We start from the raw sequence: 24075 nt of genomic DNA on the forward strand, positions 1-24075 counted from the left end.
CTCGCCCGTCATCAGTGGCATTGTCCGGTGTGAAAGCGGTTCCGCTTTCCCGCGCCGCAGCGTGTGCGACAGGGGAGAGCGGTGCTGCATCTGTCCGGTACAACGATTAATCCGGGCAATGATCAATTAATAATATTCAGTTCAGCCTGATCAGTATCACTGTCAGGAGAGTTTACCCACCGCAGCGGCGATTTCCGGCAATGCCGCACGTGCAAACAGCTCTTCAAAGTCAGGCAGGTGGCCCAGCACTTCCCGGTTACAGGCATCCTGATACATGATCCAGCCATAGGTTGCCAGACTGTCCATGGAGCGGATGTTACGTTGCGTCAGCGCCGCTTTGTAATCTGACATGCGTTTGGTACCAATCAGACTCGCCAGTTCATCATCGCTGTAGCTCTCGATAGCGGAACGGGCATGACGCTGCAGCTTGCTTATCAGCGAAAAGTCTTCCGTCATCAACAGATTACGGACCGCTTTTTCAACTGCCGCATCTTCAACCGGGGTGCCTTTCGGTAATTTCCCCAGCGCCAGCTGCTGGGCAAAACTCAGCACGGTGTAGTTGTTGAGCAGGACAAACATCTCCAGCGTATCGGTCGCGCCATAAGCTGGTACGGCACCGTTGGCGATGGTTTTACCCTGACGCCATGCGGCTTTAAACTTCGCCACCTGATGGCCTGCCAGCGCCGTCGACAGCTCTTCGAGCAGATCTTTGCGGCTCTTGGCTTTCAGAATCTCGCCGCCATCCTGATAGAGCAGCAGCGAGCGCGGCATCACGTAAACAAAGTGGTGACACTCTGTTTCCCAGTTCTCCAGCAGCCAGGCGGCACGCGGTGATTTGGTCGCCTCCAGATGCCAGTTCAGCATGGTCAGCACCGCCTGCTTATGCACCTGGGCCATTTCATCCTGATCGGCAATCGAGCCGAACTGTACCGAATCACCGGCAGCATGGCTGGCCAGCGATCCATAGGGGTCGTACTGGTAGGCGAAGCCGCCGCTCATGCCGTTGCCAAATCCTTTACCGAAGGTGCCCAGGTTGAGGATGGCGCCGTTGGTCATATATTCGCAGCAGAAGTCACCGACGCCTTCAACCACGGCGGTGGCACCGGAGTTACGCACCGCGAAACGGTCACCGGCCTGGCCCTGCACGAACAGACGTCCGCCGGTCGCGCCAAACAGCGCAAAGTTACCAATCAGCACGTTGCCATCGGCATCCTGCGCGCCGCCGCCAGGCGACATCACGATCAGTTCGCCGCCACACTGTCCTTTGCCGACACCGTCGTTACAGGTGCCGTAATGGGTCAGCTGCATGCCATCGTTGCAGAAGGCGCCAAACGACTGACCGGCAGAACCGGTGGTGGAAATTTTTACGCTCTCAGGGGCCAGATAGCGACGACCGCGGTCGTCAGTCATTACGGCAGGCATCGCCTGCAACTGCTCAGAACTCAGCTGATGGTTCAGCATCCGCTCAATATCGATGGCCAGCTGGCCGCCGACACTTTTGTTTCGGTTATTCAGCACGATGTTGTTGCCCAGAGTGACGTCAGGATTTCCCTGATCCACCAGCGACAGCTTCAGTTGCTCAATCCAGACATCATCCAGCTCAAAATCTTTTTCCAGATAAACCGGCTTGTCGATTTTCAGCTCAGGCACCACGGTAAGCATGGCGCGTAAGTCGAGCTTGCCCACTTCCAGCGGGTGATCCATCAGGTGCAACAGGTCAGAGCGACCGCGTGCCTCACGCAGGGAACGCAGGCCCATACGCGCCAGTATTTCACGCACTTCATGCGCCACGTTGAGGAAATACTGCGCCAGCTGACGCGGATCGCCATCAAACGCTTCGGCATTCGTGGTTAAGCCAGCCGGGCACTTAACGTTACAGTTCTTCGCCATCACGCATTTCAGCATCATCAGCGCCGTCGTACCGAACTCAAAGCTGTCGCCGCCAAGCAAAGCAGATTTCACCACGTCGCTGCCGGTCTGCTGTGCGCCAGAACAGCGCAGCAGCACTTTCTCACGCAGACCGTTGGCGCACAGCGCCTGGTGGACTTCAGCGATGCCGATTTCAGCCACGCGTCCGGTATATTTCAGGCTGGTCACCGACGCAGCGCCGGTACCGCCGGTGTTACCCGCAACGTTAATCACGTCTGCACCGGCTTTGGCCACGCCAACCGCGATGGTGCCGATCCCTTCAGACGAGACCAGCTTGACGATAACGCGCACCCGCGCGGCTTTGCAGTCGTGGATCAACTGCGCCAGATCTTCGATGGAATAGGTGTCGTGATGCGGCGGCGGTGAGACCAGCTCGACGCCAGGCGTACCGCCACGCGCGGCAGCAATCTCGACGGTAACTTTGGCCGCCGGTAGCTGGCCGCCTTCGCCAGGTTTCGCACCCTGACCAATTTTGATCTCCAGCTCTTCCAGCATCGGATCTGCCAGATAGGCAGCCCAGACGCCAAAACGACCCGAAGCCAGCTGTTTGATGCGTGATGCACGAATGGTGCCGTGACGGGAGTAATGCTCGCCGCCTTCACCGCAGTTACTCATGCCGCCGACCATATTGGTGCCGTGCGCGACCGCTTCATGAGCGGGAGCCACCAGCGCACCGTGGCTCATCGCCCCGGAGGCAAAGGTACGGGTAATTTCACAGGCTGGCTGCACTTCGCTCAGCGGCAGTGAGGGCAGGGTGGTGAAGATACGTGACAGATAATCGGCCGCTTTACCGTAAGCGGTCACTTTCAGACCGCCAGTCACCACTTCGCTGCTTTCGATATCGTCACCGAAGCGGGATTTCAGGGCGCGAGACAGGTTCTGCAGGCGTTCGCTCTCAGGCTTCAGTCCTTCAATCGCATCGGTCAGACGCAGCATAAAGTGATTCAGGCTGCCATCTACCGCTTCACACTCCATGCCACGAATGGCAAAGCCGTTGTTGGTCAGCGAGTAGCGTCCCAGCTTGCGGCGGAACTCCGCTTCGCTGTCGATGTGGGTCAGGTCAGCCGGGAATGTCAGGATGTCGCGCAGGGCCGCCGGGCGACGTTTACGCTCTTCATACATCAGGCTTGAGAACTGACGGTAATCAGCAGTAATCGCGAAATTATTAATCACCTCATCCGGGATGCGCTCAAAGCTGCTGTCTTTAAAGGTCTCTGGCTTGATGCCAAACGCATTATCCAGTTTAGCCAGCGTCATCAGGCGGATGAAGTTGTCCTCTTCGCGCGCTTTGTCGGCAAAGCGAATCGGCTCTTCGGTCATGTCGATAAAGGTCCGCACGGCGATGGTGCCGTAGGAGTGACCTGCGCCTTCTGCACGCTCTTTGAACAGGCCCAGCAACGGAACTTCAGATTCGCCCTGAATCTTCAGTGCACTCTGGTGCCAGTCAACGGCCATCTGCGCGATTGTCGCGAAGCCTGCGCCGCCCACCGGCGTTTTGATATTCGGGAAATACTTTTTCAGCACCGGATCATCGGTGTTGAGGAAGTTAGGCTCAAAGAACTCGCCGCTGCTGTAGCTCTCAACGGTACAGAGGCCCACTTTGCCCATGGTTTTCATCAGTGCTTTTTCAGCCGCTTTGGCATAGCGCTTAAAGGCTTTGTTACCTTCTTCACCTTCACCAAATTTCTCCTCTGCGCGCATCTGTACACCCAGCGGATAGATAGCCGATGCCCCAAAGCCAAGTGTGGCGGCAATGTGGTGCGACGAAATGCTCTGGCCGCTTTCAACCACCAGAGAAACATCCAGACGCAACCCTTCCTTTATCAGGCGCTGGTTGATGGCGGAAACCACCAGCAGCATCGGGATCGCGGCGTGCTTTGAAGAGATATGGCGATCGGTAAGTACGGCGATGCCACCCTGGGTACGGGCAAAATCAACCACCTGTTGCGCCAGGTCATCAATCGCTTTTTCCAGGGCATTCGCGTTCGCGGTGGTGCTCAGCAGATCTTTGCCGATCACCGGCTCATAGAGCATCTCAAAGCGGGCATAAGGTGCGATGCTCTGCTCGCGTAAACGCAGCATATCGAGGTGGCTGAGAATCGGGGTCGGCACCACAATCTGACGGCCTTTGCTGCGGCCCAGATGGGGTTTTGCCCCCAGCGCGACACGCAACGTCATGCCATCCACTTCGCGGATTGAGTCCAGCGGCGGGTTGGTGACCTGCGCAAAGCGCTGAGAGAAATAGTGCGCCATACCGCCTTCATGATCGGATAAGCCGTTGATGGCGTTGCCGTAACCCATCGCGGAGATTTTCTCTGCGCCGGTATTCAGCATCGGGTCCATCATAAACTTGAAGCTTTCCTGATTGTAGTAGTAGGCAACAAAGCGCTGATACGTTTTCAGATCGCCACGATAACGCAGCGGTGAACCCTGCTGTTCTGCCGGGATCTCGGGCAGATCGTCAAGACCGACGCGCGCTTCACGCAGCAACGCCGAATAATCTTTCTCTGCGGCCAGTTTTTCCAGCGCCTGCAGCGTGGTATAGCTGCGTTTTTCACGGTGATCGAAATAGAGCATACCGCCCGCTTCGATACGCCCACGACGCAACACGCTTTCAGGTGGGAAGGCGATCTGGCCCGCTTCCGACATCGCACCGATATAGTCAGCGGTTTCTACTGAACGCAGTGGACGCAGACCCAGACGATCAAGACGGGCGCCAATCACTTCGCCATTACCAAAGATTAAGGCAGCAGGGCCGTCGTTCTTCTCTTCATACAGCGAGAAGTACTCCAGCATGTCACGCACTTCTGGCGACAGCGCGCTGTCGTTTTCCCAGGCGGGCGGCATCATCGACACCACGGCGGTGATCAGATCGAGGTCATCTTCCATCAGACGGCTGTGGATGCTCTGATCCAGGCGCGAACTGTCGGACTGGCCTTTAGGCCGCACAATGGTCTTGCCACGGGCCAGTGCCAGCGCGGACTCAGCGATGCGGTTTTTACGGTCAGTGTTCAGCTCGCCGTTGTGCGCCATCAGGCGGAACGGCTGCGCCATCGTGGTATGGGGATCGGTGTTAGTGGAGAAGCGGGTATGGAAAAACAGCCCGCGCACCTGATGATCGGGATCGGTCAGATCTTTGAAGTAAGGGATCACTTCATTGGAATTCAGACGGGCTTTGAACACCTGCGTGCGTGACGACAGCGACAGCGGATAGAGGCCGCCAAATTCGCTTTCGGTAAAGGCACGGGCTTCAATGGTTAACAGGGCGCGGTAGATGCGTTTTTCGAAGTCGTTCTGATCAACTACATCCTGTGGCGCAGTGAAAATCCACTGCAGAATCGGTAACTGGAACTGCGCGGCTGCCGGGCGCGTCACGCTGCTGTCGAGCGGCATGTCACGCTTCATAAGTACCGGCAGACCAAAGCTGCTGAGGGTTTCATCCACCAGACGTTCGGCATTCGCGCGCAGCTCAGCATCTTTCGGCACAAAGAAGTTACCGACACCAAAGCGTCCCGCTTCCAGCGGCTGGCCGGTAATCTTGCGGAAGAACTGCAGCGAAAGATCAACGTTGACCCCCGCGCCGTCGCCAACGCCTTCCGCTGACATGCCGCCGCGGTGAGGCACCGTACACAGGGCGCTGTGCGCCATCTGCAGAATCTCGTGGGTCTGCTCGCCGTCCTTACGCGTAATGAAACCTACACCACAGCTGTCACTGCCTGCTGTCGGATCATACAAGCCATAGGATTGAGGTTTTTTAGTGGACATTGAGGGTCTCCTTAAACTGCTTTGACATTACCTGCACTGTTTCAGGGTCTGAGCGCAACGGGGGCGCTATCATTTTCATCGCCATGCTCTGTCGAGCGCGCGTCATAGCCCTGAGCATTTCTCTCCAGACATCGGTAAAACGTCCTTAATTGAGCTGCTCTCTGATTTCCGGTCTCTTAAAGGAGATGACTTAAACCACGCGGGAGTCTTCTTGTTGCATAGATATGCCGAGACAATGGCCCGTCTGGAAAGCTTTCAGCGGATTTCCAACTTATCGGGAAAGCGTAATCAGGTCAAATAGGGCGGTCAGACGGGATTATCAGGCGTTTTATCTGTTTAAGTGTATGAATTTAATAATTTTTCAGGTTTAAAATGTATCACTCTGGTGCCTGGCGACAGGCCGATAAATGTGAACTGACTCACTGTAGTGCAGGCGTCAGATCTCTGCACCATGCTGGTGACAGGGTGTTAAGCAGCATTAAATGCTGTTCAGCACCCATGATGCATAGCATGTATCTGTTTTTCTTATGTCCGGCTATTTGAATGAAACCGCGGTTGGTTATAAGAAAAATTAATCAGCATGGGCATGCTTAAAACAGCATTAAAGATGAATGGCTATGCATATGAAAGGGTGTGCCTGTGCAACAGGACGCTGCCAGGATATTGAAAAAAGGCCGTACAGAGAAATCGGTGATTCGCTGGCGGCCTTACAGATTATTCATTTGGCACAGTCAGTCAAGGGTTTTAACCGCTTTGTCCTTAACGTCGCCGATCGGCGAGGCTGCTGCACCATAAAAGCGCATTTGATCCCTTATCTCCACGCGACGTGCTGCGACGGCAGCGGGTTAACTGCGCTATTATGAGGCTGTTTCTCTTCCAGGGAGTTGTTATGAAACAAATTCGTCTGTTGGCGCAGTACTACGTTGATTTAATGGTGAAGCTTGGACTGGTGAGGTTCTCGCTGCTGCTGGCGTCTGCGCTGGTGGTGCTGGCGATGATTGTCCAGATGGCGGTCACGATGGTACTGCGGGGCCATGTCGAGAGTATTGACGTGGTGCGTTCGGTCTTCTTCGGGCTGCTGATCACGCCCTGGGCGGTCTATTTTCTCTCAGTGGTGGTCGATCAGCTGGAGGAGTCACGGCAACGACTGGCACGGCTGGTGGATAAGCTGGAAGAGATGCGTACCCGCGATCTGGAACTCAATCAGCAGATGAAAGAGACTATTACGCAGCTGAATCAGGAGATCAGCGATCGTAAAAAGGCGGAGCTGGCACGCGAACAGGTGATGGATAAGCTGCGTGAAGAGGTAACGCGTCGTGAGCAGGCACAGATTGAGCTGGAACAGCAATCCTCCTTCCTGCGCTCCTTCCTGGATGCCTCGCCTGACCTGGTGTTCTATCGCAACATCGATAAACAGTTCTCCGGCTGCAACCGTGCAATGGAGCTGCTGACCGGCAAAAGCGAAAAGCAGCTGATTGGCCTGACGCCGCGCGATATCTATGATGATGAAGCGGCCACTAAGGTGCTGGAAACGGACGAAAAGGTATTCCGCCACAACGTCTCGCTGACCTATGAACAGTGGCTGCAATATCCCGACGGACGCAAAGCCTGCTTCGAGATCCGTAAAGTGCCTTACTACGACCGCGTGGGTAAGCGCAGCGGATTGATGGGCTTTGGCCGCGATATAACCGAACGTAAGCGCTATCAGGACGCGTTAGAGAACGCCAGCCGGGAGAAGACCACCTTTATCTCTACGATCAGCCACGAGCTTCGTACGCCGCTTAATGGCATTGTCGGCCTGAGCCGCATCCTGCTGGACACCGACCTTAATCAGGAACAGCTGAAATATCTCAAAACCATCCACGTCTCCGCCATCACGCTGGGCAATATCTTCAATGATGTGATTGAGGTGGACAAAATCGAGCGCCGTAAAGTACAGCTGGATAATCAGCCGCTCGACTTCACCGGTTTCCTGGCCGATTTAGAAAACCTCTCTGGCCTGCTGGCACAGCCGAAAGGGCTGAAGTTTGTGCTCGCGCCGCAACTGCCGCTGCCGCATATGATCTCGACCGATGGAACGCGTCTGCGCCAGATTCTGTGGAACCTGATTGGTAACGCCGTGAAGTTCACCCAGCAGGGCGAGATCGTGGTGCGGGTAACCTATGAGCAGGACGAGACGCTGCGCTTTGAGGTGCAGGACTCCGGCATGGGTATCCGTCAGGAGGAGCAGGACAAGATCTTCGCTATGTATTATCAGGTCAAAGATCAGCATGGCGGTAAACCGGCTACCGGTACCGGCATCGGGCTGGCAGTATCACGCCGCCTGGCGCAGGCGATGGGCGGTGATATCCGGGTGCACAGTGCGCCGGGACAGGGTTCCTGCTTCACCGTAGAGATTAAAGCGCCACGCATTGCTGAAGAGGTGGAGGATGAAGGCGTGGACGACAGCCTGCCACTGCCTGCGCTGCACGTGCTGCTGGTTGAAGATATTGAGCTTAATGTGATTGTCGCGCGCTCGGTACTGGAGAAGCTGGGCTGCAGTGTAGAGGTCGCCATGACCGGCAGTGAGGCGCTGGCGATGTTTGACCCGCTGGAGTTTGACCTGGTGCTGCTGGACATTCAGCTGCCCGATATGACCGGGCTGGATGTCTCACGTGCGATTCGCCAGCAGTACCAGGGAACGCATCTGCCCCCGCTGGTTGCTCTTACCGCCAATGTTCTCAAAGACAAAAAAGAGTACTTCGACGCGGGAATGGATGACGTGCTCAGCAAACCGCTGGCAGTGCCGGCACTCACTGCGATGATTAAAAAGTACTGGGATTATCAGGCAGAACCGGAAGAGGAGATCGCTGATGTCAGCGATGACAAAACCCGGATGCTGCTGGATGTCGCGATGCTCGAACAGTATATCGAGCTGGTTGGTCCCAGCCTGATTACCCAAAGCCTGACGATGTTTGAAAAGATGATGCCGGACTACCTTGCGGTGCTGGAGTCGAATCTGATGGCGCGCGATCAGAAAGGCATTGCTGAAGAGGGACACAAAATCAAAGGGGCGGCGGGTTCGGTCGGGCTGCAGCGTTTGCAGATGCTGGCGAAACAGATTCAGAGTCCGGAGTTACCGGCGTGGTGGGACAATGTAGGTGAATGGATTGATGAGCTGAAGCATGAATGGCGACACGATGTGCAGGTATTACGCGACTGGGTGGCAGAGCAGGATAAGTGATACCCCGGAAAAAAATGACCCCAGCCGAGGCTGGGGTGCGCGAAATACTGCGCCAACACCAGGGAAATCATTGCGGCCGCTATGATTTGAATAATTAATGCAGCCGCAGGGTATTGGTTAACACTGTCATCACCTTAGCAAATTCATCTTCTCATGCGACAAGATTCATTAAAATTTGTGATATTGAGCAGCGTTTAAATACAGAAAACATTAATTTGGCAACACAGTCAAGTAAGGAATTAATTTCTGTGCTGTGTTGCTGCTATTTTAATCAGTTTTACGCTTTTTCGTGTAGTTTTAATGCTGCCGGGCAGGGAAACTGAGGCTGAGCAGCACCAAAGTGAGCCGCCGTTAACATTTGCCTTTTGAGTGAGGCTAACGCGCTGATATTGCAAGCGCGCTGCCTGAAATGACACGAATTATCCAAAACGATTTGGAATGATAAAAAAGAATCTAAAAGTTTGTCCTTCTGTCGTTCTGCTATCAGGGTTATTCCTGGAAGGAAATAGTGCCATTCTGGCAACCCGTGACGCTATTAAGCGCTGCTTATTTATCCGTTATAACGATAATTCTGATTAACCTTTAGGCGCGGCAGGATTAAGAAAACAATAACAGTTAAGCATGGTAAATGATTCATGCGGGCGCTTATTACTCATGATTAAGTGTTTATCTGGAAAGATGCTAAGCAATGGCAATGAATGGAACCGATTCCTTTTTTGCGGAAGTACTTGAACTATTTCGAACTGTTGCAGCATGTTGATGCAAAATGATTGAATAAAGTCTGGAAACAGCCTGTCAGTTTTCAGCGATAATCGTAAAAAGGCTGCTTTTTTAGCAGTGATTACATGAGTGATTGATTAACGTCTGAAACAAGTGTGGGAAGATTGCATGAACAAGCATAAAGGAAGCGTCGGACAGCGTATCAGACGTATTGTTGGTCGTATCGTACTGGTGTGGCTGGGAATATGGCTGGCGGGCATTTTACTCTTTTCGTTCTTACCCGTGCCGTTCTCAGCGGTGATGGCTGAACGACAGATTGGAGCCTGGTTACGCGGTGATTTTAGTTATGTCGCCCATTCAGACTGGGTCGGCCATGACGAGATTTCGCCCTGGATGGGGCTGGCCGTTATCGCCTCAGAAGATCAAAAGTTTCCCACCCATTGGGGCTTTGATGTGGCGGCGATTGAGTCTGTACTGGATAACAGCGATAGCCGGATGCGTGGGGCGTCCACGCTGTCTCAACAGACGGCGAAGAATCTGTTCCTCTGGGATGGTCGCAGCTGGGTGCGTAAAGGTCTGGAAGCGGGTCTGACGGTAGGAATTGAAACGGTCTGGACGAAGCGGCGTATTTTAACCGTCTATCTCAATATTGCGGAGTTCGGGCCCGGCATCTTTGGCGTTGAGGCGGCTTCTCAACGTTATTTCCATAAGCCTGCCAGCCGGCTGACCGCAGCAGATGCCGCCTTACTGGCAGCGGTGCTGCCTAATCCGATACGTTATCGTGCTGCTGCACCCTCAGGCTATGTCAGAGAGCGGCAGCAGTGGATACTGCGTCAGATGCGCCAGCTTGGCGGGGAAGGCTTCCTGCAGCGTAATCAGCTCGATTAAGCGTTAATCTTCATCGAAACCCGCTTCAAATAACTCAATGACCGCTGCCAGCGCCGGGATCTCCTCCGGGCCGCTGGCTTCAATCTCAATGTGGCCGCCTTTTGCCGAGTCGAGCATCAGCAGCGCAATCACGCTGCTGGCTTCGGCTTCAGTGCCCGCTTCATTACGCAGTAATACTTCGGCATCAAAGCTCTGCACCAGCTCAAATAACTTCATCGCCGGACGTGCATGCATGCCCAGCTTATTTTTGATTTCTACAGTTTGTCTGACGGTCATGATTTGCGCTTTTCCAGCGTACGATGGCGTGACTGCACATTCTTACCCCGTGAACGGAAGTAATCTGCCAGCTGTTCTGCAATATAGACTGAGCGGTGTTTACCGCCGGTGCAGCCAATCGCCACGGTAAGATAGCTACGGTTATTGGTCTCCAGCATCGGCAGCCAGAGTTCAAGGTAGCTGCGCGTCTGGTAGATAAAATTATGCACTTCAGTGTGGCGATCAAGGAAGGCCGCCACAGGACGATCGAGGCCGGTCATCGGGCGCAGTTTGGGATCCCAGTGGGGGTTGGGCAGAAAGCGCACGTCAAATACATAGTCAGCGTCAATCGGAATGCCATGCTTGAAGCCAAACGACTCAAACACCATGGTCAGCTCACGTTCACGCTTGCCCAGCAGGCGGGTACGCAGCATCTCTGCCAGCTCATGCACCGACATCTCTGAGGTGTCGATGATCAGATCGGCACGCGAACGAAGTGGCTCCAGCAGATCGCTCTCTTCATCAATCGCGCTCTCCAGCGAGAGGTTTTTGCTGGAGAGGGGATGCAGACGGCGCGTATCGCTGTAACGACGAATCAGGGTGTTGCGATCGGCGTCGAGAAACAGCAGCTGAGGGGAAAATGTATCAGGCAGATTATTCAGTGCGGTTTCAAAAATTTCCGGGGATTCGGGCATATTACGCACGTCGATGCTGACCGCCGCCGAAATATTGCGCTCAGCCAGTGAGTTAGCTAACTCAGGCAGCAGCACGACCGGCAGGTTATCAACGCAGTAGAATCCCATATCTTCCAGCGCACGGAGCGCCACTGACTTCCCCGAGCCTGAACGACCGCTAACGATCATCAGCACCATGACCTTCTCTCCCGTTTTAAAACCGGCACCCGGCCGGTAAAGACGCGTTACTGCTCCGACTGGACTTCCGTAATAATGGCATAGAGCTCTTCATCACTCTGCGCTGCGCGCAGACGACGGCAAACCGTTTTATCTGCCAGACGCTTTGCCACCAGTGACAGGGTGTGCAGATGTGTTTTGCACTGGTCAGCCGGGACCAGTAAGGCAAACAACAGATCGACCGGCTGGTTGTCGACGGCATCAAACGCAATCGGCTGTTCGAGGCTGATAAACACCCCAACCGCGCGCAGCGTATCCTCTTCCAGCTTGCCGTGCGGGATGGCTATCCCGTTACCAATACCGGTACTGCCCATGCGTTCGCGGGTCAGGATCGCTTCGAAAAGCGTCTGGTGCGGCAGGTTGAGCTGCTTAGCGGCCAGTTCGCTGATGATTTCCAGCGCACGTTTTTTGCTCTGGCAGTGGACGCCGCTGCGGGTGCAGTCTGGCGAAAGCACTGTGCTCAATTCCAGTGTGAGATCGTTGTTCATTATCGTTTCACTTGCGTGTTCACCAGGCCATTCACCGCCAGCGCGTATTGACGCGTGTGACAAACGGCGCCTGCTCAGATGACAAAACGGGGCGGATTATCCGCCCCATCCTGTCGGCTCTGCGCGCCAGGCGCGCGTCGCTAGCGTGAAGGTTAGTGTTTTTTCAGTTTATCTTTGTGTTTGGTCAGCTGACGGGTGAGCTTATCGATCAGTCCGTCAATGGCCGCATACATATCTTCCGCTTCGGATGTGGCGTGCAGCTCGCCACCATTCACGTGTAGTGTTGCGTCAGCCACCTGCGTGACTTTCTCAACCTTCAGGACAATATAGACCTGATTGATATGTTCAAAATAGTGTTCCAGTTTGGCAAATTTACCGTTGACGAATTCACGCAGAGGTGGAGTGATTTCAACGTGTTGCCCGGTCAGGTTCAGCTGCATAGGTCTTCCTTCTCATTTCTTTCAAACCAGTTGTTTACGCTGGTTCGATGGCGGGATGGATAAAGACTCACGATATTTGGCGACGGTACGCCGTGCCACCATGATCCCCTGATCAGATAACATGGAGGTCAGTTTACTGTCGCTCAAGGGTTTGGCTGGATTTTCCGCCGAAATTAATTTTTTCACCAGGGCACGAATCGCGGTAGAGGAGGCTTCACCGCCACCTTCGGTATTCACGTGACTGGAGAAAAAGTACTTCAGTTCAAAAATGCCACGCGGGCTGTGCAGATACTTCTGCGTGGTAACGCGGGAGATGGTCGATTCGTGCATCTCAACGGCCTGGGCGATATCCGCCAGCACCATCGGGCGCATAAATTCTTCACCCTGCTCGAAAAAGGCCTGCTGCTGCTCAACAATACAGCGCGTCACTTTCAGCAGGGTATCATTGCGGCTTTCCAGGCTCTTAATCAGCCAGCGGGCTTCCTGCAGATTACTGCGAATGAACTGGCTGTCGCTGTCGTTTCGCGTCGCGCCGCTCATTGCCGCATAGTGCTGATTGATCTTCAGGCGTGGCACGCTATCGGCATTGAGTTCAACCGTCCAGCGGCTGCCGATCTTACGCACCAGCACATCGGGAATGACATATTCTGGTTCGCCGGTGTTGATCGACTGACCCGGACGCGGGTCCAGCGACTGAATCAGCAGCATCGCCTCTTTCAGCACCTCTTCTTTGAGGCGTGTGACCCGCATCAGGCTGCGGAAGTCGTGGTTTGCCAGCAGATCGAGATGTTCGCTGACGATCAGGCGCGCTTCTGCCAGCATCGGCGTTTCGGGCGCATATTGTGAAAGCTGCACCAGCAGGCAGTCACGCAGGTCGCGCGCGCCAACACCAATCGGGTCAAAGCGCTGGATGCGTTTCAGCACCGCTTCAACTTCATCCGCTTCGAGCTCATCATCGCCGATGCTGTCAAGGATCTCCTCAAGCGAAACGGTGAGATACCCGGTGTCATCAATAGCATCGACAATAGAGGTGGCAATAGCGCGATCGGTATCGCTGAACGGCGTCAGTCCGACCTGCCACATCAGATAATCCTGCAGCGACTGGGTTGTTTCGCCCTGATAAACCGGTAACTCATCATCCTGGTAATCGGTGCCGGTGCCGGAAGGCGTACCCGCGGTGTAGATCTCATCCCAGGTCGCATCCAGCGGCAGTTCATCAGGCATCTCTTTCTGCTCAAGCGCTTCACGTGTATCCAGCGCCTCGGCCTCTGAAGACTCCCGTGAATCGATCTCTTCATGCAGGTCAGTCTGCTCAAGCAGCGGATTACTTTCCAGCGCAAGCTGAAGCTCCTGCTGGAGTTCAAGCGTAGAGAGTTGCAGCAGGCGAATCGCCTGTTGCAATTGCGGAGTCATTGCCAGCTGTTGGCTGAACCTGAGTTGTAAACCTTGCTTCATAGACAGGATGATCGTTCCCAGGTAAACATCGGTATTAACGACACCTTATCAGAGTCTGAACTCTTCACCCAAATAAACCCGCTTAACCTGCTCATCCGCAAGAATTTCATTCGGTGTGCCGTGTGCGATCAGGTGCCCCTGGCTGACGATATAAGCCCGCTCACAGACCGCTAACGTTTCACGTACGTTATGGTCGGTAATCAGCACACCGAGGCCGCTGTCACGCAGATGCTCAATGATCTTCTTAATGTCGATAACGGAGATGGGGTCAACACCGGCAAAAGGTTCATCCAGCAGGATAAATTTAGGATTAGCCGCCAGTGCCCGTGCAATCTCAACACGACGTCGCTCACCACCCGAAAGTGCCTGGCCCATGCTGTCGCGCAGGTGCTCAATGTGAAACTCTTCCATCAGCTCACGGGCACGATCCTGGCGTTGCTCTTCGGTCAGATCGTCACGGATCTGCAAGACCGCCATCAGGTTATCGTAGACGCTGAGGCGACGGAAGATCGATGCCTCCTGCGGCAGATAGCCGATGCCACGACGCGCACGGGCATGCAGCGGCAGGATGCTGATATCTTCATCATCAATAATAATGCGGCCAGCGTCACGCGGCACAATGCCCACTACCATGTAAAAGGTGGTGGTTTTACCGGCACCGTTCGGGCCCAGCAGGCCGACAATCTCGCCGGATTTTACCTGCAGGCTGACATCTTCTACCACGCGACGGCCTTTATATGCCTTCGCCAGGTTTTCTGCGATTAATGTGGCCATAGCTATCAGTTACTCTTCTTTCCGCTGTTGGACGAACCTTTGTCCTGAAGTTGCGACGGCACCAGTACAGTCGTGACGCGCTTGTTCTGGCCCTGACTGAAAGCCTGCATTTTCTGCTCTTTCACCAGGTAGGTAATACGATCGCCTTTGATGTTGCTGTCCTGCTGCTCAATGAACGCATTGCCGGTCAGTTCAACGAAATCGTTAGCCAGTTCATAGTGCAGTTTTGCGGCATGGCCCTGCACCGGCTTACCGCTGTCCTGCATCTGATAGAAGGTGGCGGGATTACCGTAGGCGTCAACGATGGTTTTCTTGCTGTCGCCGCCCGGACGGGTCACCACGACTTTATCTGCCGTGATTTTAATTGAGCCCTGCGTCACGATGACATTGCCGGTAAAGGTCGCGACATTGCCTTGCAAATCCAGCGCCTGATTCTGCGAGTCAATATTGACGGGCTTGTCCGAGTCACCGGTCAGAGCCAGCGCCGGAACGCTGGTTGCCAGCAGCATGCTGGCCAGTAAAAGCTTCAGGCTATTTTTGTTCATTTTGAATTTCATAAGAGGTTTTGACCTTCTCGATTAACTCGGCGTTTTTTGTCCGTAAATTGCCGCGCATTTTCATGCCGGTGGAGTTAAAACTGCGGCCATACAATGTCACCTGGTCATCAGAGGTAACGTCCTGAGTGACAAGATTAATCTGGGCGTTATCGGTTTTGATCCGCTCAAGCTGAGAATCCTGCGTCAGCGTATTCAGCTCAACATGGCCATACAGGTAAAGCATACGATCTTTGGTGAGCTTTGCTTTATCCGCGCGTAACGTCCAGGTAGGGATTTTGTTCTCATCAAAGGTGGTCATGACCGGATTGTCGAACCAGCTCAGTTCATCATCCGAGAAATAGGTCACTTTGTCAGAGACCAGTTTATATGACAGCGCGCCCTGCGGGTTATAAACCACAGTGTGTGAATCAGCACTGGTGTAGGTCGGTGACTGACTGTCCGTCCCGACTGGCGTGCCATCGTCATCCTGGTTAGTAAGATTCCAGCCGATCAAAACCAGTGCAATCAAGGTCAGAATCAGCGTTATCCAACGCCTGCTTTTACTCATACTGATTGCCCTTTGGCATCCTCAAATTTGTTCTGCGCCATTAAGATCAGGTCACATACTTCGCGAACTGCACCGCGTCCACCGGCAATCCGCGTGACATAATGCGCGCGCGGCAACAGGATCGGATGTGCATCCGCCACCGCCACGCTTAATCCCACTTTCGCCATAACCGGCCAGTCGATCAGATCGTCACCGATGTAGGCGACCTGGTCGTCGGAAAGAGACAGTTTATCCAGAAGTTCACGATAGGCCAAAAGCTTATCCGATTGTCCCTGATAAAGATGACGGATGCCGAGCGTTTTGCAGCGATCTTCCATCAGACGGGCATTGCGGCCGGTAATAATAGCCACTTCCACATCGGAGGTCAGCAAACAGCGAACGCCGTAACCGTCCCGCACGTTGAATGCCTTCAGCTCTTCGCCATTATTCCCCATGTAGATCACTCCGTCGGACATCACGCCATCGACATCGCAGATCAGCAGACGAATCCTGCTGGCGCGCGCCATAACGTCAGCGCTGACCGGGCCGTAGCAGGTTTCAATCGGGTGGGTTGCCTGTTGCATTTTCTCTTCCTGTTCAGACTACGCCAGCGCGCAGCATGTCATGCATATGTACCACACCGAGCAGATGGTCGTCATCGGCCACCAGAATCGAGGTAATGTTTTTGGTCTGCATCAGGTTCAGGGCTTCCACCGCCAGCATATTAGGCCGGACGCGGATGCCACCTGGCGTCATCACTTCCCCGATGGTGGCGCGCTGGAAATCGATGCCCATATCAAAGATGCGGCGCAGGTCACCATCGGTAAAGATACCTTCAATTTTCATCAGGTCGTCGACGATCACCGTCAGCCCCAGATTTTTGCGGGTAATCTCCAGCAACGCATCGCGCAGCGAGGCGTCCCGTGTGACGTGCGGCAGTTCATCGCCACTGTGCATGATATCAGCCACATGCAGCAGCAGTTTACGGCCCAGCGCACCGCCAGGATGGGACAAAGCAAAGTCTTCGGCGGTGAAGCCGCGCGCTTCCAGCAGCGAAACCGCCAGCGCGTCACCCATCACCAGCGTGGCCGTGGTACTGGTGGTCGGTGCCAGACCCAGCGGGCAGGCTTCCTGCGGAACATGGACACACAGATGCACATCGGCAACCCGGCCCATCGCACTGTCAGGCCGTCCGGTCATGCAGATCAGCGTAATGTGCTGACGCTTTAAAACCGGAATCAGCGCGAGGATTTCGTTCGACTCACCGCTGTTGGAGATGGCGATGACCACATCATTTTTGCTCACCATGCCCAGATCGCCATGGCTGGCTTCGGCCGGATGAACAAAAAAAGCGGGCGTGCCGGTACTGGCAAAGGTCGCCGCCATTTTTTTGCCGATATGGCCAGACTTGCCCATGCCCATCACCACCACTTTACCCTGACAGGCGTAGATCAGGGCGCAGGCGCGGGCGAAATCGTCGTTAATATATTGATCGAGTTGTTCCAGACCTTCGCGCTCAATGCGCAGTACGGTTTTCCCCGCCTGCTGGAAATCAAATGCTGTTGGTTGCTGATATGACATAGTGAGTCTGTCCTTGTTAGCCGTCCATGAATGCCGGCTGCATCCACAGCAGCGTCACCCAGACGAAGAAACCACAGAGTAAAAATAAGCCTGCCGTTCGGCCAACGCGGCGGCGACGTAGCAGGCAGAGCAGGGCAAACAGCACGCTGACTCCCAGCATCACCCAGTAATCACGGGCGAAGGCGTGATAATCGACACTGCCAGGGTGAATCAGCGCCGGCAGACCCAGCACAATGGCAATATTATAAATGTTGGCGCCGATCAGATTGCCGATCGCGATATCATCTTCGCCTTTCAGCGCACCGGCAATAACCGTTGCCAGCTCGGGCAGGCTGGTGCCCACGGCGATCAGCGTCAGGCCCATCACCAGTTCGCTGACGCCAAAATAGTCGGCAAACGCCGTGGCATTGTCGATCACCATTCGTGTCGACATCGGCAGGATAATCAGCGCGACGGCCAGCCAGAGAAAGGCCACCGTATTTCCGCTCTCTTCGCGTGGCAGCTCGGCCAGCTGCTCGCGGGTCAGGGTGTCGTTGTTATCCCGTTCTGCTTTACGCGCAATGCGAATCACCACCATCAGATAAATCGCGGCAATGGCGATCAGGCCTATTCCATCCAGTCGACTAAGCTGATTGTCAAACAGCATGAAACCGCTGAGCAGGGTAACCAGCAACATTAACGGCAGTTCACGGCGTATCAGATTAGAATGGACGCTGAGCGGGTGCATAAGCGCAGCGGCACCCAGGATGAGTAAAATATTGGTAATATTCGAGCCGAGCGCGGTGCCAACAGCAAGATCCATCTGGCCATGCTGCGCGGCGGAAAAGGAGAGGATCATCTCTGGCAGCGAGGTGCCGATGCTGACAACGGTCATGCCAATAATCAGTGGCGGGATGCCAAATGATCGACACAGTATAGAGGCGCTAAACACCAGACGATCGGCACCATATGCCAGTAAAAGCAAACCGATAATCAGCAGTGCAGAAGCTACGAACATGAAAAATCCTTGCGTAAAAACCCAGGCCGGCAATGCCTTTCCCGACCGGTTTAAGGTTCTGTTTGGCGAGACAGGCGCTGATTTTGACCGTCCGGACGGCAAAAGTAAATTTAATGACCATTTTCGCCAAATCTTAGCGGTAAGTTTCTGTAAAGCTATCGTGAATCAGGACCGAACAGGCTACCATCGTACCCCATGTTTACGCCCGATCCTTACAAGAGGTTATAATGATCCAGCAGCAATCGAATCTGGTTGAGGTTCGTGGCGTGAGTTTTTCGCGCGGAGATCGCACCATCTTCGATGACATTTCGCTGACCGTGCCAAAAGGCAAAGTGACGGCGATAATGGGGCCGTCGGGGATAGGAAAAACCACGCTGCTACGCTTGATTGGGGGGCAACTTCAGCCGACCAGCGGTGAAATCTTTTTCCGTGGTGAAAACATTCCGTCACTGTCTCGCACTAAATTGTACGAAGCGCGCAAAAAAATGAGCATGCTGTTCCAGTCTGGCGCGCTGTTTACTGACCTGACGGTCTATGAAAATGTTGCCTGGCCGCTGCGTGAACATACCCGTCTGCCTCCTCCGCTGCTGCACAGCACAGTGCTGATGAAGCTGGAAGCGGTGGGTCTGCGTGGCGCGGCCCAACTGAAGCCCGCGGAGCTGTCGGGCGGAATGGCGCGTCGTGTGGCACTGGCGCGCGCTATCGCGCTGGAGCCGGAACTGATCATGTTTGATGAGCCTTTCGTCGGTCAGGATCCGATCACGATGGGTGTGCTGGTAAAACTCATTGATGAACTGAACCATGCTCTGGGCCTGACCTGTATTGTGGTCTCGCACGACGTACCGGAAGTACTGAGTATTGCGGACTATGCCTATATCGTGGCCGGACAAAAAATTATCGCACACGGCACCACGCCGGAGTTGCGAGCGAACAATGACCCGCGCGTTCGCCAGTTTATTGATGGCGATGCGGATGGTCCGGTTCCCTTCCGTTTTCCTGCCGGCGACTATCTCGCTGATTTAACCGGCTCAGGGAGTAACTAAACTGATGGTGTTGAAGGCGCTGGCGACATTTGGACGTCAGGGAATTGAAACGTGCGCCAGTTTTGGACGCGCAGGACTCATGCTCTTTCATGCGCTGGTGGGCAAACCAGCGTTCCGCAGACACACGCCGCTACTGATTAAACAACTTTATAGCGTCGGCGTGCTGTCGCTGCTGATCATCGTGGTTTCCGGTCTGTTTATCGGCATGGTGCTTGGCCTTCAGGGTTATCTGGTCTTAAACACCTATGGCGCGGAAACCAGCCTCGGTATGCTGGTGGCGCTGTCATTGCTGCGCGAACTGGGGCCGGTTGTGACCGCGCTGCTGTTCGCCGGACGGGCAGGGTCTGCGCTGACCGCCGAAATCGGCCTGATGAAGGCCACCGAACAGCTCTCCAGTATGGAGATGATGGCGGTTGACCCGTTGCGCCGGGTGGTCTCGCCGCGCTTCTGGGCCGGTTTTATCAGTATGCCGTTACTGACGCTGATTTTTACCGCGGTAGGGATTGCCGGTGGGGCGCTGGTCGGGGTGAGCTGGAAAGGGATTGATCCCGGTTTCTTCTGGTCGGCGATGCAGAATGCCGTCGATTTTCGTGCCGATGTGGTTAACTGCCTGATTAAAAGTGCGGTATTTGCCATTACCGTGACGTGGATTGCGCTGTTTAACGGCTATGATGCGATTCCAACTTCTGAAGGGATCAGTCGCGCGACGACGCGCACTGTGGTGCACGCGTCACTGGCGGTGCTCGGATTGGATTTTGTGCTGACAGCACTGATGTTTGGGAATTGATGCAATGCAAAGCAAAAAAAGCGAAATCTGGGTTGGCATATTTATGATTATGGCGTTGCTGGCGGCGCTGTTTCTCGCGCTGCGCGTCGCCGATTTAAAGTCAATGGGCACCGAGCCGACGTGGAAGCTCTACGCCACCTTTGACAATATTGGTGGTCTCAAAGCCAGTTCGCCGGTCAAGATTGGTGGGGTGGTGATTGGCCGGGTGACCGACATTGAGTTAGAGCCGAAAACGCTGCTGCCGCGTGTCACCATGGACATCAGCGATCAGTATGCGAATAAAATTTCAGACACCAGCTCGCTGGCGGTTCGCACTCAGGGACTGCTGGGTGAGCAATTCCTGGCACTCAATTTAGGATTTGACGATCCTGAACTGGGTTCGGCGATGCTGAAAGATGGCGATACGCTGCGCGATACGAAATCCGCCATGGTGCTCGAAGACCTGATCGGTCAGTTCCTTTATAAGAGCGGCGATAATAAACAAAACAGTGAAAACAAGGATGCGCAGGAAGGCGACAGTGCTGCGCCTGCGGCACCGGCTCAACCTTAAAGAAGAGGGTATACCATGTTTAAACGTTTACTGATGATTGCCATGCTGGTGGTTGCGGTACCGCTGACGGCAACCGCAGCCGATCAGAGCAACCCCTACAAACTGATGAATGAAGCGGCGCAAAAGACGTTCACCCGTCTGAAAAACGAGCAGCCGAAAATCAAGCAGGACCCTAACTACCTGCGTCAGATTGTGCGTCAGGAGCTGCTGCCCTATGTGCAGATCAAATATGCGGGCGCGTTAGTGCTGGGCCGCTACTATCGTGATTCGACGCCCGCTCAGCGTGAAGCCTACTTCAGCGCCTTTGGTGACTATCTGGCGCAGGCTTATGGTCAGGCACTGGCACTGTACAACGGACAGAGCTACCAGATTCAACCTGAGCAGCCGTTAGGCGATGCCCAGATTGTCGCTATTCGCGTTTCCATTATCGATCCAAATGGCCGTCCACCGGTTCGCCTCGACTTCCAGTGGCGTAAAAATAGCCAGAGCGGTAACTGGCAGGCGTATGACATGATCGCTGAAGGCGTCAGCATGATCACCACCAAACAAAATGAGTGGAGCGATCTGTTACGTACCAAAGGTATCGATGGTCTGACGGCGCAGCTGAAATCTTCTGCGGCACAGCCAATCACGCTGGATAAACAACAATAATGCACGAATCGTTACGCTGGGAGCGGGAAGCCAGCACGCTATTACTGAAAGGCGAACTGGATCGCGACACGCTGATGAGCCTGTGGCAGCAACGTGAAACGCTGATTAAAGATGTCGATACCATCGACGTCGCGGCGCTGGAGCGTGTGGACTCTTCCGGGCTTGCCCTGCTGGTGCACCTGCGGGAAATCGCGCGGGCACAGGGTATTACCCCTCGCTTTACGGGCATCAGCGACAAACTGCATTCGCTGATAACGCTTTACAATCTGCAACAGATTATTGTTTCTGCGGATAAAAGCGCCTGATTTCCGGTTGTTATGCTAAGCCCCTGTTTTCAACAGGGGCTTTTGCGTATTTAAGAGTCAGCCGCTTTCCTCTACTATGTCAGCCTTATTATTATTAAGTGAAGTTAAGCCCAATGGAAAACAGTGAAATTCAGGCCGTGCTGATGGCAGCATTGCCTTTAGATGAAGTGCATGTGATGAGCAATGATGGCAGCCATTTTCAGGTGATCGCCGTAGGCGAACTGTTTGGCGAACTGAGCCGCGTAAAAAAGCAGCAGGCTGTCTACGCGCCGCTGATGGAATTTATCGCGGATAACCGCATTCATGCTGTCTCTATCAAAACCTATACTCCCGCTGAATGGGCGCGTGACCGTAAACTCAACGGTTTCTGATCCCCAGCGGGGTGAACTCGTCGCTGGCGAGTCCAATCTTTAGCTAGTTAATTGAGAGCCGTGTTAATGGACAAATTTCGTGTGCAAGGCCCCACCCGCTTAAGTGGTGAAGTAACCATTTCCGGGGCAAAGAACGCCGCGCTTCCTATTCTGTTTGCTGCGCTGCTGGCTGAAGAGCCGGTCGAGATCCAGAATGTGCCAAAGCTGCGCGACATTGATACCACCATGAAGCTGCTGAGCCAGCTGGGTGCGAAGGTGGAACGCAACGGTTCTGTGCATGTCGATGCCAGCGCGGTAGATGTATTTTGTGCGCCTTACGATCTGGTCAAAACTATGCGTGCCTCAATCTGGGCGCTGGGCCCGCTGGTGGCGCGTTTTGGTCAGGGTCAGGTTTCCCTGCCGGGTGGCTGCGCTATCGGCGCGCGTCCGGTTGATCTGCACATCACCGGTCTTGAACAGCTGGGTGCCGAGATCAAGCTGGAAGAGGGCTACGTGAAAGCGTCAGTCAATGGCCGCCTGAAGGGCGCACTGATTGTCATGGACAAAATCAGCGTCGGCGCGACCGTGACCATCATGAGTGCTGCGACGCTGGCGACCGGTACCACCGTGATTGAGAATGCGGCGCGTGAGCCGGAAATTGTCGATACCGCCAACTTCCTTAACACCCTGGGCGCCAGAATCAGTGGTGCAGGCAGCGATAAAATCACCATCGAAGGCGTAGAGCGTCTGGGTGGCGGTGTTTATCGTGTCCTGCCGGATCGTATCGAAACCGGTACCTTCCTGGTGGCTGCGGCCATTTCGGGTGGCAAAGTGATGTGTCACAAAACCCAGCCGGATACGCTGGATGCTGTGCTGGCCAAGCTGCGTGATGCGGGTGCCGATATCGAAACCGGTGAAGACTGGATCAGTCTGGATATGCACGGCAAGCGGCCAAAAGCGGTCAACGTGCGCACTGCACCGCATCCAGGTTTCCCGACCGATATGCAGGCGCAGTTCACACTGCTAAACATGGTTGCGGAAGGCACGGGCGTGATTACCGAAACCATCTTCGAAAACCGTTTCATGCATATCCCGGAACTGATTCGTATGGGCGGACATGCTGAGATTGAGAGCAACACGGCGATCTGTCATGGGGTTGAAACCCTGTCAGGTGCGCAGGTGATGGCGACCGATTTGCGTGCGTCTGCCAGCCTGGTTCTGGCCGGTTGTATTGCGGAAGGAACGACGTTTGTTGATCGCATTTATCACATCGATCGTGGCTATGAGCACATCGAAGATAAGCTGAAAGCCATGGGCGCAAACATCGAGCGCGTCAGCGAAGAGTAATCCCGCAGATGCTCTGAAAGAGCCAGCCCCCTTTGGGGGCTGGTTTTTTTTCGCCTGATGATCGCCTGAGTTTTCAGGCGGTATCGGAATGATCGACAGGCGCCCGGATACGTTTTCTGCGATCCAGCAGGCAGTGGGTCTCGGGATCGTAATAGCGGCTGGGCCAGATCTCACAAGGATGAACCTTGATCGCGTCAGCGATCAACCATTCGCCCTTGGGCCATGGACGCGTGAGCGCATTAGCCAGCGTAGATGAACTAAGACCTGCTGCGCGTGACAGCGCCGCGAGTGTCATTCCACGCTTATGCAGCGCCGCGATAATGTCAGCCGGGTGCCAGTCTTCCATCCTTTTTTGCATATCCTGTTCTCCTTTTCCCTGTCATTGCGTCGTCCCGCAGGACGTGAGCTTTCCTTTTTACCGTTATCTGGAAAGATTGAGGTTTTTATAGCAAATAGTTCCCATTAGTTTCCAGTAATATTTGGATCCAGCATCTGATCTGTGGGGTGGCATACAAAAGGAGTGCAACAGCTAA

Annotated in this window: 23 protein-coding genes; 10 read left to right on the forward strand and 13 right to left on the reverse strand. The window is 54.5% G+C overall.

Annotated features, from left to right (window positions below; all coding sequences use genetic code 11):
- Positions 1-162: 162 nt before the first annotated feature.
- Positions 163-5694 carry a glutamate synthase-related protein gene (locus tag HFD94_RS11060; protein ID WP_122889204.1) on the reverse strand — a complete coding sequence of 1844 codons (5532 nt, stop codon included), beginning with the start codon at positions 5692-5694 and terminating at the stop codon, positions 163-165.
- Positions 5695-6583: 889 nt separating this feature from the next.
- Between HFD94_RS11060 and arcB the strand changes: the two genes are divergently transcribed.
- Both arcB and mtgA read left to right on the forward strand, forming a co-directional pair.
- The gene (gene arcB, locus HFD94_RS11065) at positions 6584-8917 is read left to right on the forward strand and encodes an aerobic respiration two-component sensor histidine kinase ArcB (RefSeq protein ID WP_010251930.1); all 2334 of its coding nucleotides are present in this window, start codon (positions 6584-6586) and stop codon (positions 8915-8917) included.
- Between the two features lie 888 nt (positions 8918-9805).
- A complete protein-coding gene (mtgA, locus tag HFD94_RS11070) occupies positions 9806-10525 on the forward strand; it encodes a monofunctional biosynthetic peptidoglycan transglycosylase (RefSeq protein ID WP_010251926.1) in 720 nt (239 codons plus the stop codon).
- Between the two features lie 3 nt (positions 10526-10528).
- Here the strand turns inward: mtgA and npr are convergent, their stop codons facing one another.
- The 11 genes from npr to HFD94_RS11125 form a co-directional block, all read right to left on the reverse strand.
- Positions 10529-10801 carry a PTS phosphocarrier protein NPr gene (gene npr, locus HFD94_RS11075; protein WP_010251923.1) on the reverse strand — a complete coding sequence of 91 codons (273 nt, stop codon included), beginning with the start codon at positions 10799-10801 and terminating at the stop codon, positions 10529-10531.
- Positions 10798-11652: an RNase adapter RapZ gene (gene rapZ / locus HFD94_RS11080; RefSeq protein WP_010251920.1), complete on the reverse strand. Its 855-nt coding sequence runs from the start codon at positions 11650-11652 to the stop codon at positions 10798-10800. Before rapZ ends, npr begins: the two co-directional genes overlap by 4 nt.
- Before the next feature lie 47 nt (positions 11653-11699).
- Complete coding sequence (gene ptsN, locus HFD94_RS11085) at positions 11700-12179, reverse strand: PTS IIA-like nitrogen regulatory protein PtsN (protein ID WP_010251916.1); 480 nt, start codon at positions 12177-12179, stop codon at positions 11700-11702.
- Between the two features lie 152 nt (positions 12180-12331).
- Positions 12332-12619, reverse strand: a complete 288-nt coding sequence (gene hpf, locus HFD94_RS11090; protein WP_010251913.1) for a ribosome hibernation promoting factor — start codon at positions 12617-12619, stop codon at positions 12332-12334.
- 21 nt (positions 12620-12640) lie between these two features.
- The gene (gene rpoN, locus HFD94_RS11095; protein ID WP_010251911.1) at positions 12641-14074 is read right to left on the reverse strand and encodes an RNA polymerase factor sigma-54; all 1434 of its coding nucleotides are present in this window, start codon (positions 14072-14074) and stop codon (positions 12641-12643) included.
- 48 nt (positions 14075-14122) lie between these two features.
- The gene (gene lptB / locus HFD94_RS11100) at positions 14123-14848 is read right to left on the reverse strand and encodes an LPS export ABC transporter ATP-binding protein (protein WP_003851107.1); all 726 of its coding nucleotides are present in this window, start codon (positions 14846-14848) and stop codon (positions 14123-14125) included.
- A 5-nt stretch (positions 14849-14853) separates the two neighbouring features.
- On the reverse strand, positions 14854-15405 hold the full coding sequence (gene lptA / locus HFD94_RS11105) for a lipopolysaccharide ABC transporter substrate-binding protein LptA (RefSeq protein ID WP_010672013.1): 552 nt from the start codon (positions 15403-15405) through the stop codon (positions 14854-14856).
- The gene (gene lptC, locus HFD94_RS11110; protein ID WP_010251907.1) at positions 15380-15952 is read right to left on the reverse strand and encodes an LPS export ABC transporter periplasmic protein LptC; all 573 of its coding nucleotides are present in this window, start codon (positions 15950-15952) and stop codon (positions 15380-15382) included. Before lptC ends, lptA begins: the two co-directional genes overlap by 26 nt.
- On the reverse strand, positions 15949-16515 hold the full coding sequence (gene kdsC / locus HFD94_RS11115) for a 3-deoxy-manno-octulosonate-8-phosphatase KdsC (RefSeq protein ID WP_010251905.1): 567 nt from the start codon (positions 16513-16515) through the stop codon (positions 15949-15951). Before kdsC ends, lptC begins: the two co-directional genes overlap by 4 nt.
- Positions 16516-16528: 13 nt before the next feature.
- On the reverse strand, positions 16529-17512 hold the full coding sequence (kdsD, locus tag HFD94_RS11120; RefSeq protein ID WP_010251903.1) for an arabinose-5-phosphate isomerase KdsD: 984 nt from the start codon (positions 17510-17512) through the stop codon (positions 16529-16531).
- Positions 17513-17528: 16 nt separating this feature from the next.
- Positions 17529-18509 carry a calcium/sodium antiporter gene (locus HFD94_RS11125; protein ID WP_010251901.1) on the reverse strand — a complete coding sequence of 327 codons (981 nt, stop codon included), beginning with the start codon at positions 18507-18509 and terminating at the stop codon, positions 17529-17531.
- Here HFD94_RS11125 and HFD94_RS11130 point away from each other — a divergent pair.
- The 8 genes from HFD94_RS11130 to murA all read left to right on the forward strand — a co-directional run bounded on the left by HFD94_RS11130 (position 18508) and on the right by murA (position 23542).
- Positions 18508-18765, forward strand: coding sequence for a hypothetical protein (locus HFD94_RS11130; RefSeq protein WP_124889623.1), 258 nt, complete (start codon positions 18508-18510; stop codon positions 18763-18765). The two genes, HFD94_RS11125 and HFD94_RS11130, sit on opposite strands and share 2 nt — an antisense overlap.
- A complete protein-coding gene (gene mlaF, locus HFD94_RS11135) occupies positions 18737-19552 on the forward strand; it encodes a phospholipid ABC transporter ATP-binding protein MlaF (protein WP_010251897.1) in 816 nt (271 codons plus the stop codon). Before HFD94_RS11130 ends, mlaF begins: the two co-directional genes overlap by 29 nt.
- Before the next feature lie 4 nt (positions 19553-19556).
- Positions 19557-20339: a lipid asymmetry maintenance ABC transporter permease subunit MlaE gene (mlaE, locus tag HFD94_RS11140; RefSeq protein WP_010251894.1), complete on the forward strand. Its 783-nt coding sequence runs from the start codon at positions 19557-19559 to the stop codon at positions 20337-20339.
- Positions 20340-20343: 4 nt separating this feature from the next.
- Positions 20344-20889: an outer membrane lipid asymmetry maintenance protein MlaD gene (mlaD, locus tag HFD94_RS11145; protein WP_010251890.1), complete on the forward strand. Its 546-nt coding sequence runs from the start codon at positions 20344-20346 to the stop codon at positions 20887-20889.
- Between the two features lie 15 nt (positions 20890-20904).
- Entirely contained in the window at positions 20905-21540 is a 636-nt protein-coding gene (gene mlaC / locus HFD94_RS11150) for a phospholipid-binding protein MlaC (RefSeq protein ID WP_010251887.1), read from the forward strand.
- On the forward strand, positions 21540-21845 hold the full coding sequence (gene mlaB, locus HFD94_RS11155; protein WP_010251883.1) for a lipid asymmetry maintenance protein MlaB: 306 nt from the start codon (positions 21540-21542) through the stop codon (positions 21843-21845). Before mlaC ends, mlaB begins: the two co-directional genes overlap by 1 nt.
- A 113-nt stretch (positions 21846-21958) precedes the next feature.
- Complete coding sequence (ibaG, locus tag HFD94_RS11160) at positions 21959-22216, forward strand: BolA family iron metabolism protein IbaG (RefSeq protein WP_010251880.1); 258 nt, start codon at positions 21959-21961, stop codon at positions 22214-22216.
- Positions 22217-22282: 66 nt separating this feature from the next.
- The gene (gene murA / locus HFD94_RS11165; protein WP_010251868.1) at positions 22283-23542 is read left to right on the forward strand and encodes a UDP-N-acetylglucosamine 1-carboxyvinyltransferase; all 1260 of its coding nucleotides are present in this window, start codon (positions 22283-22285) and stop codon (positions 23540-23542) included.
- A gap of 73 nt (positions 23543-23615) precedes the next feature.
- Here murA and HFD94_RS11170 read toward each other — a convergent pair whose 3' ends face one another.
- Positions 23616-23900, reverse strand: coding sequence for a helix-turn-helix transcriptional regulator (locus tag HFD94_RS11170; RefSeq protein WP_022625265.1), 285 nt, complete (start codon positions 23898-23900; stop codon positions 23616-23618).
- Between the last annotated feature and the right edge of the window lie 175 nt (positions 23901-24075).

Source organism: Pantoea sp. EKM20T (genome assembly GCF_011800485.1).
In the GTDB taxonomy this organism is placed as follows: Bacteria; Pseudomonadota; Gammaproteobacteria; order Enterobacterales; family Enterobacteriaceae; genus Pantoea; species Pantoea agglomerans.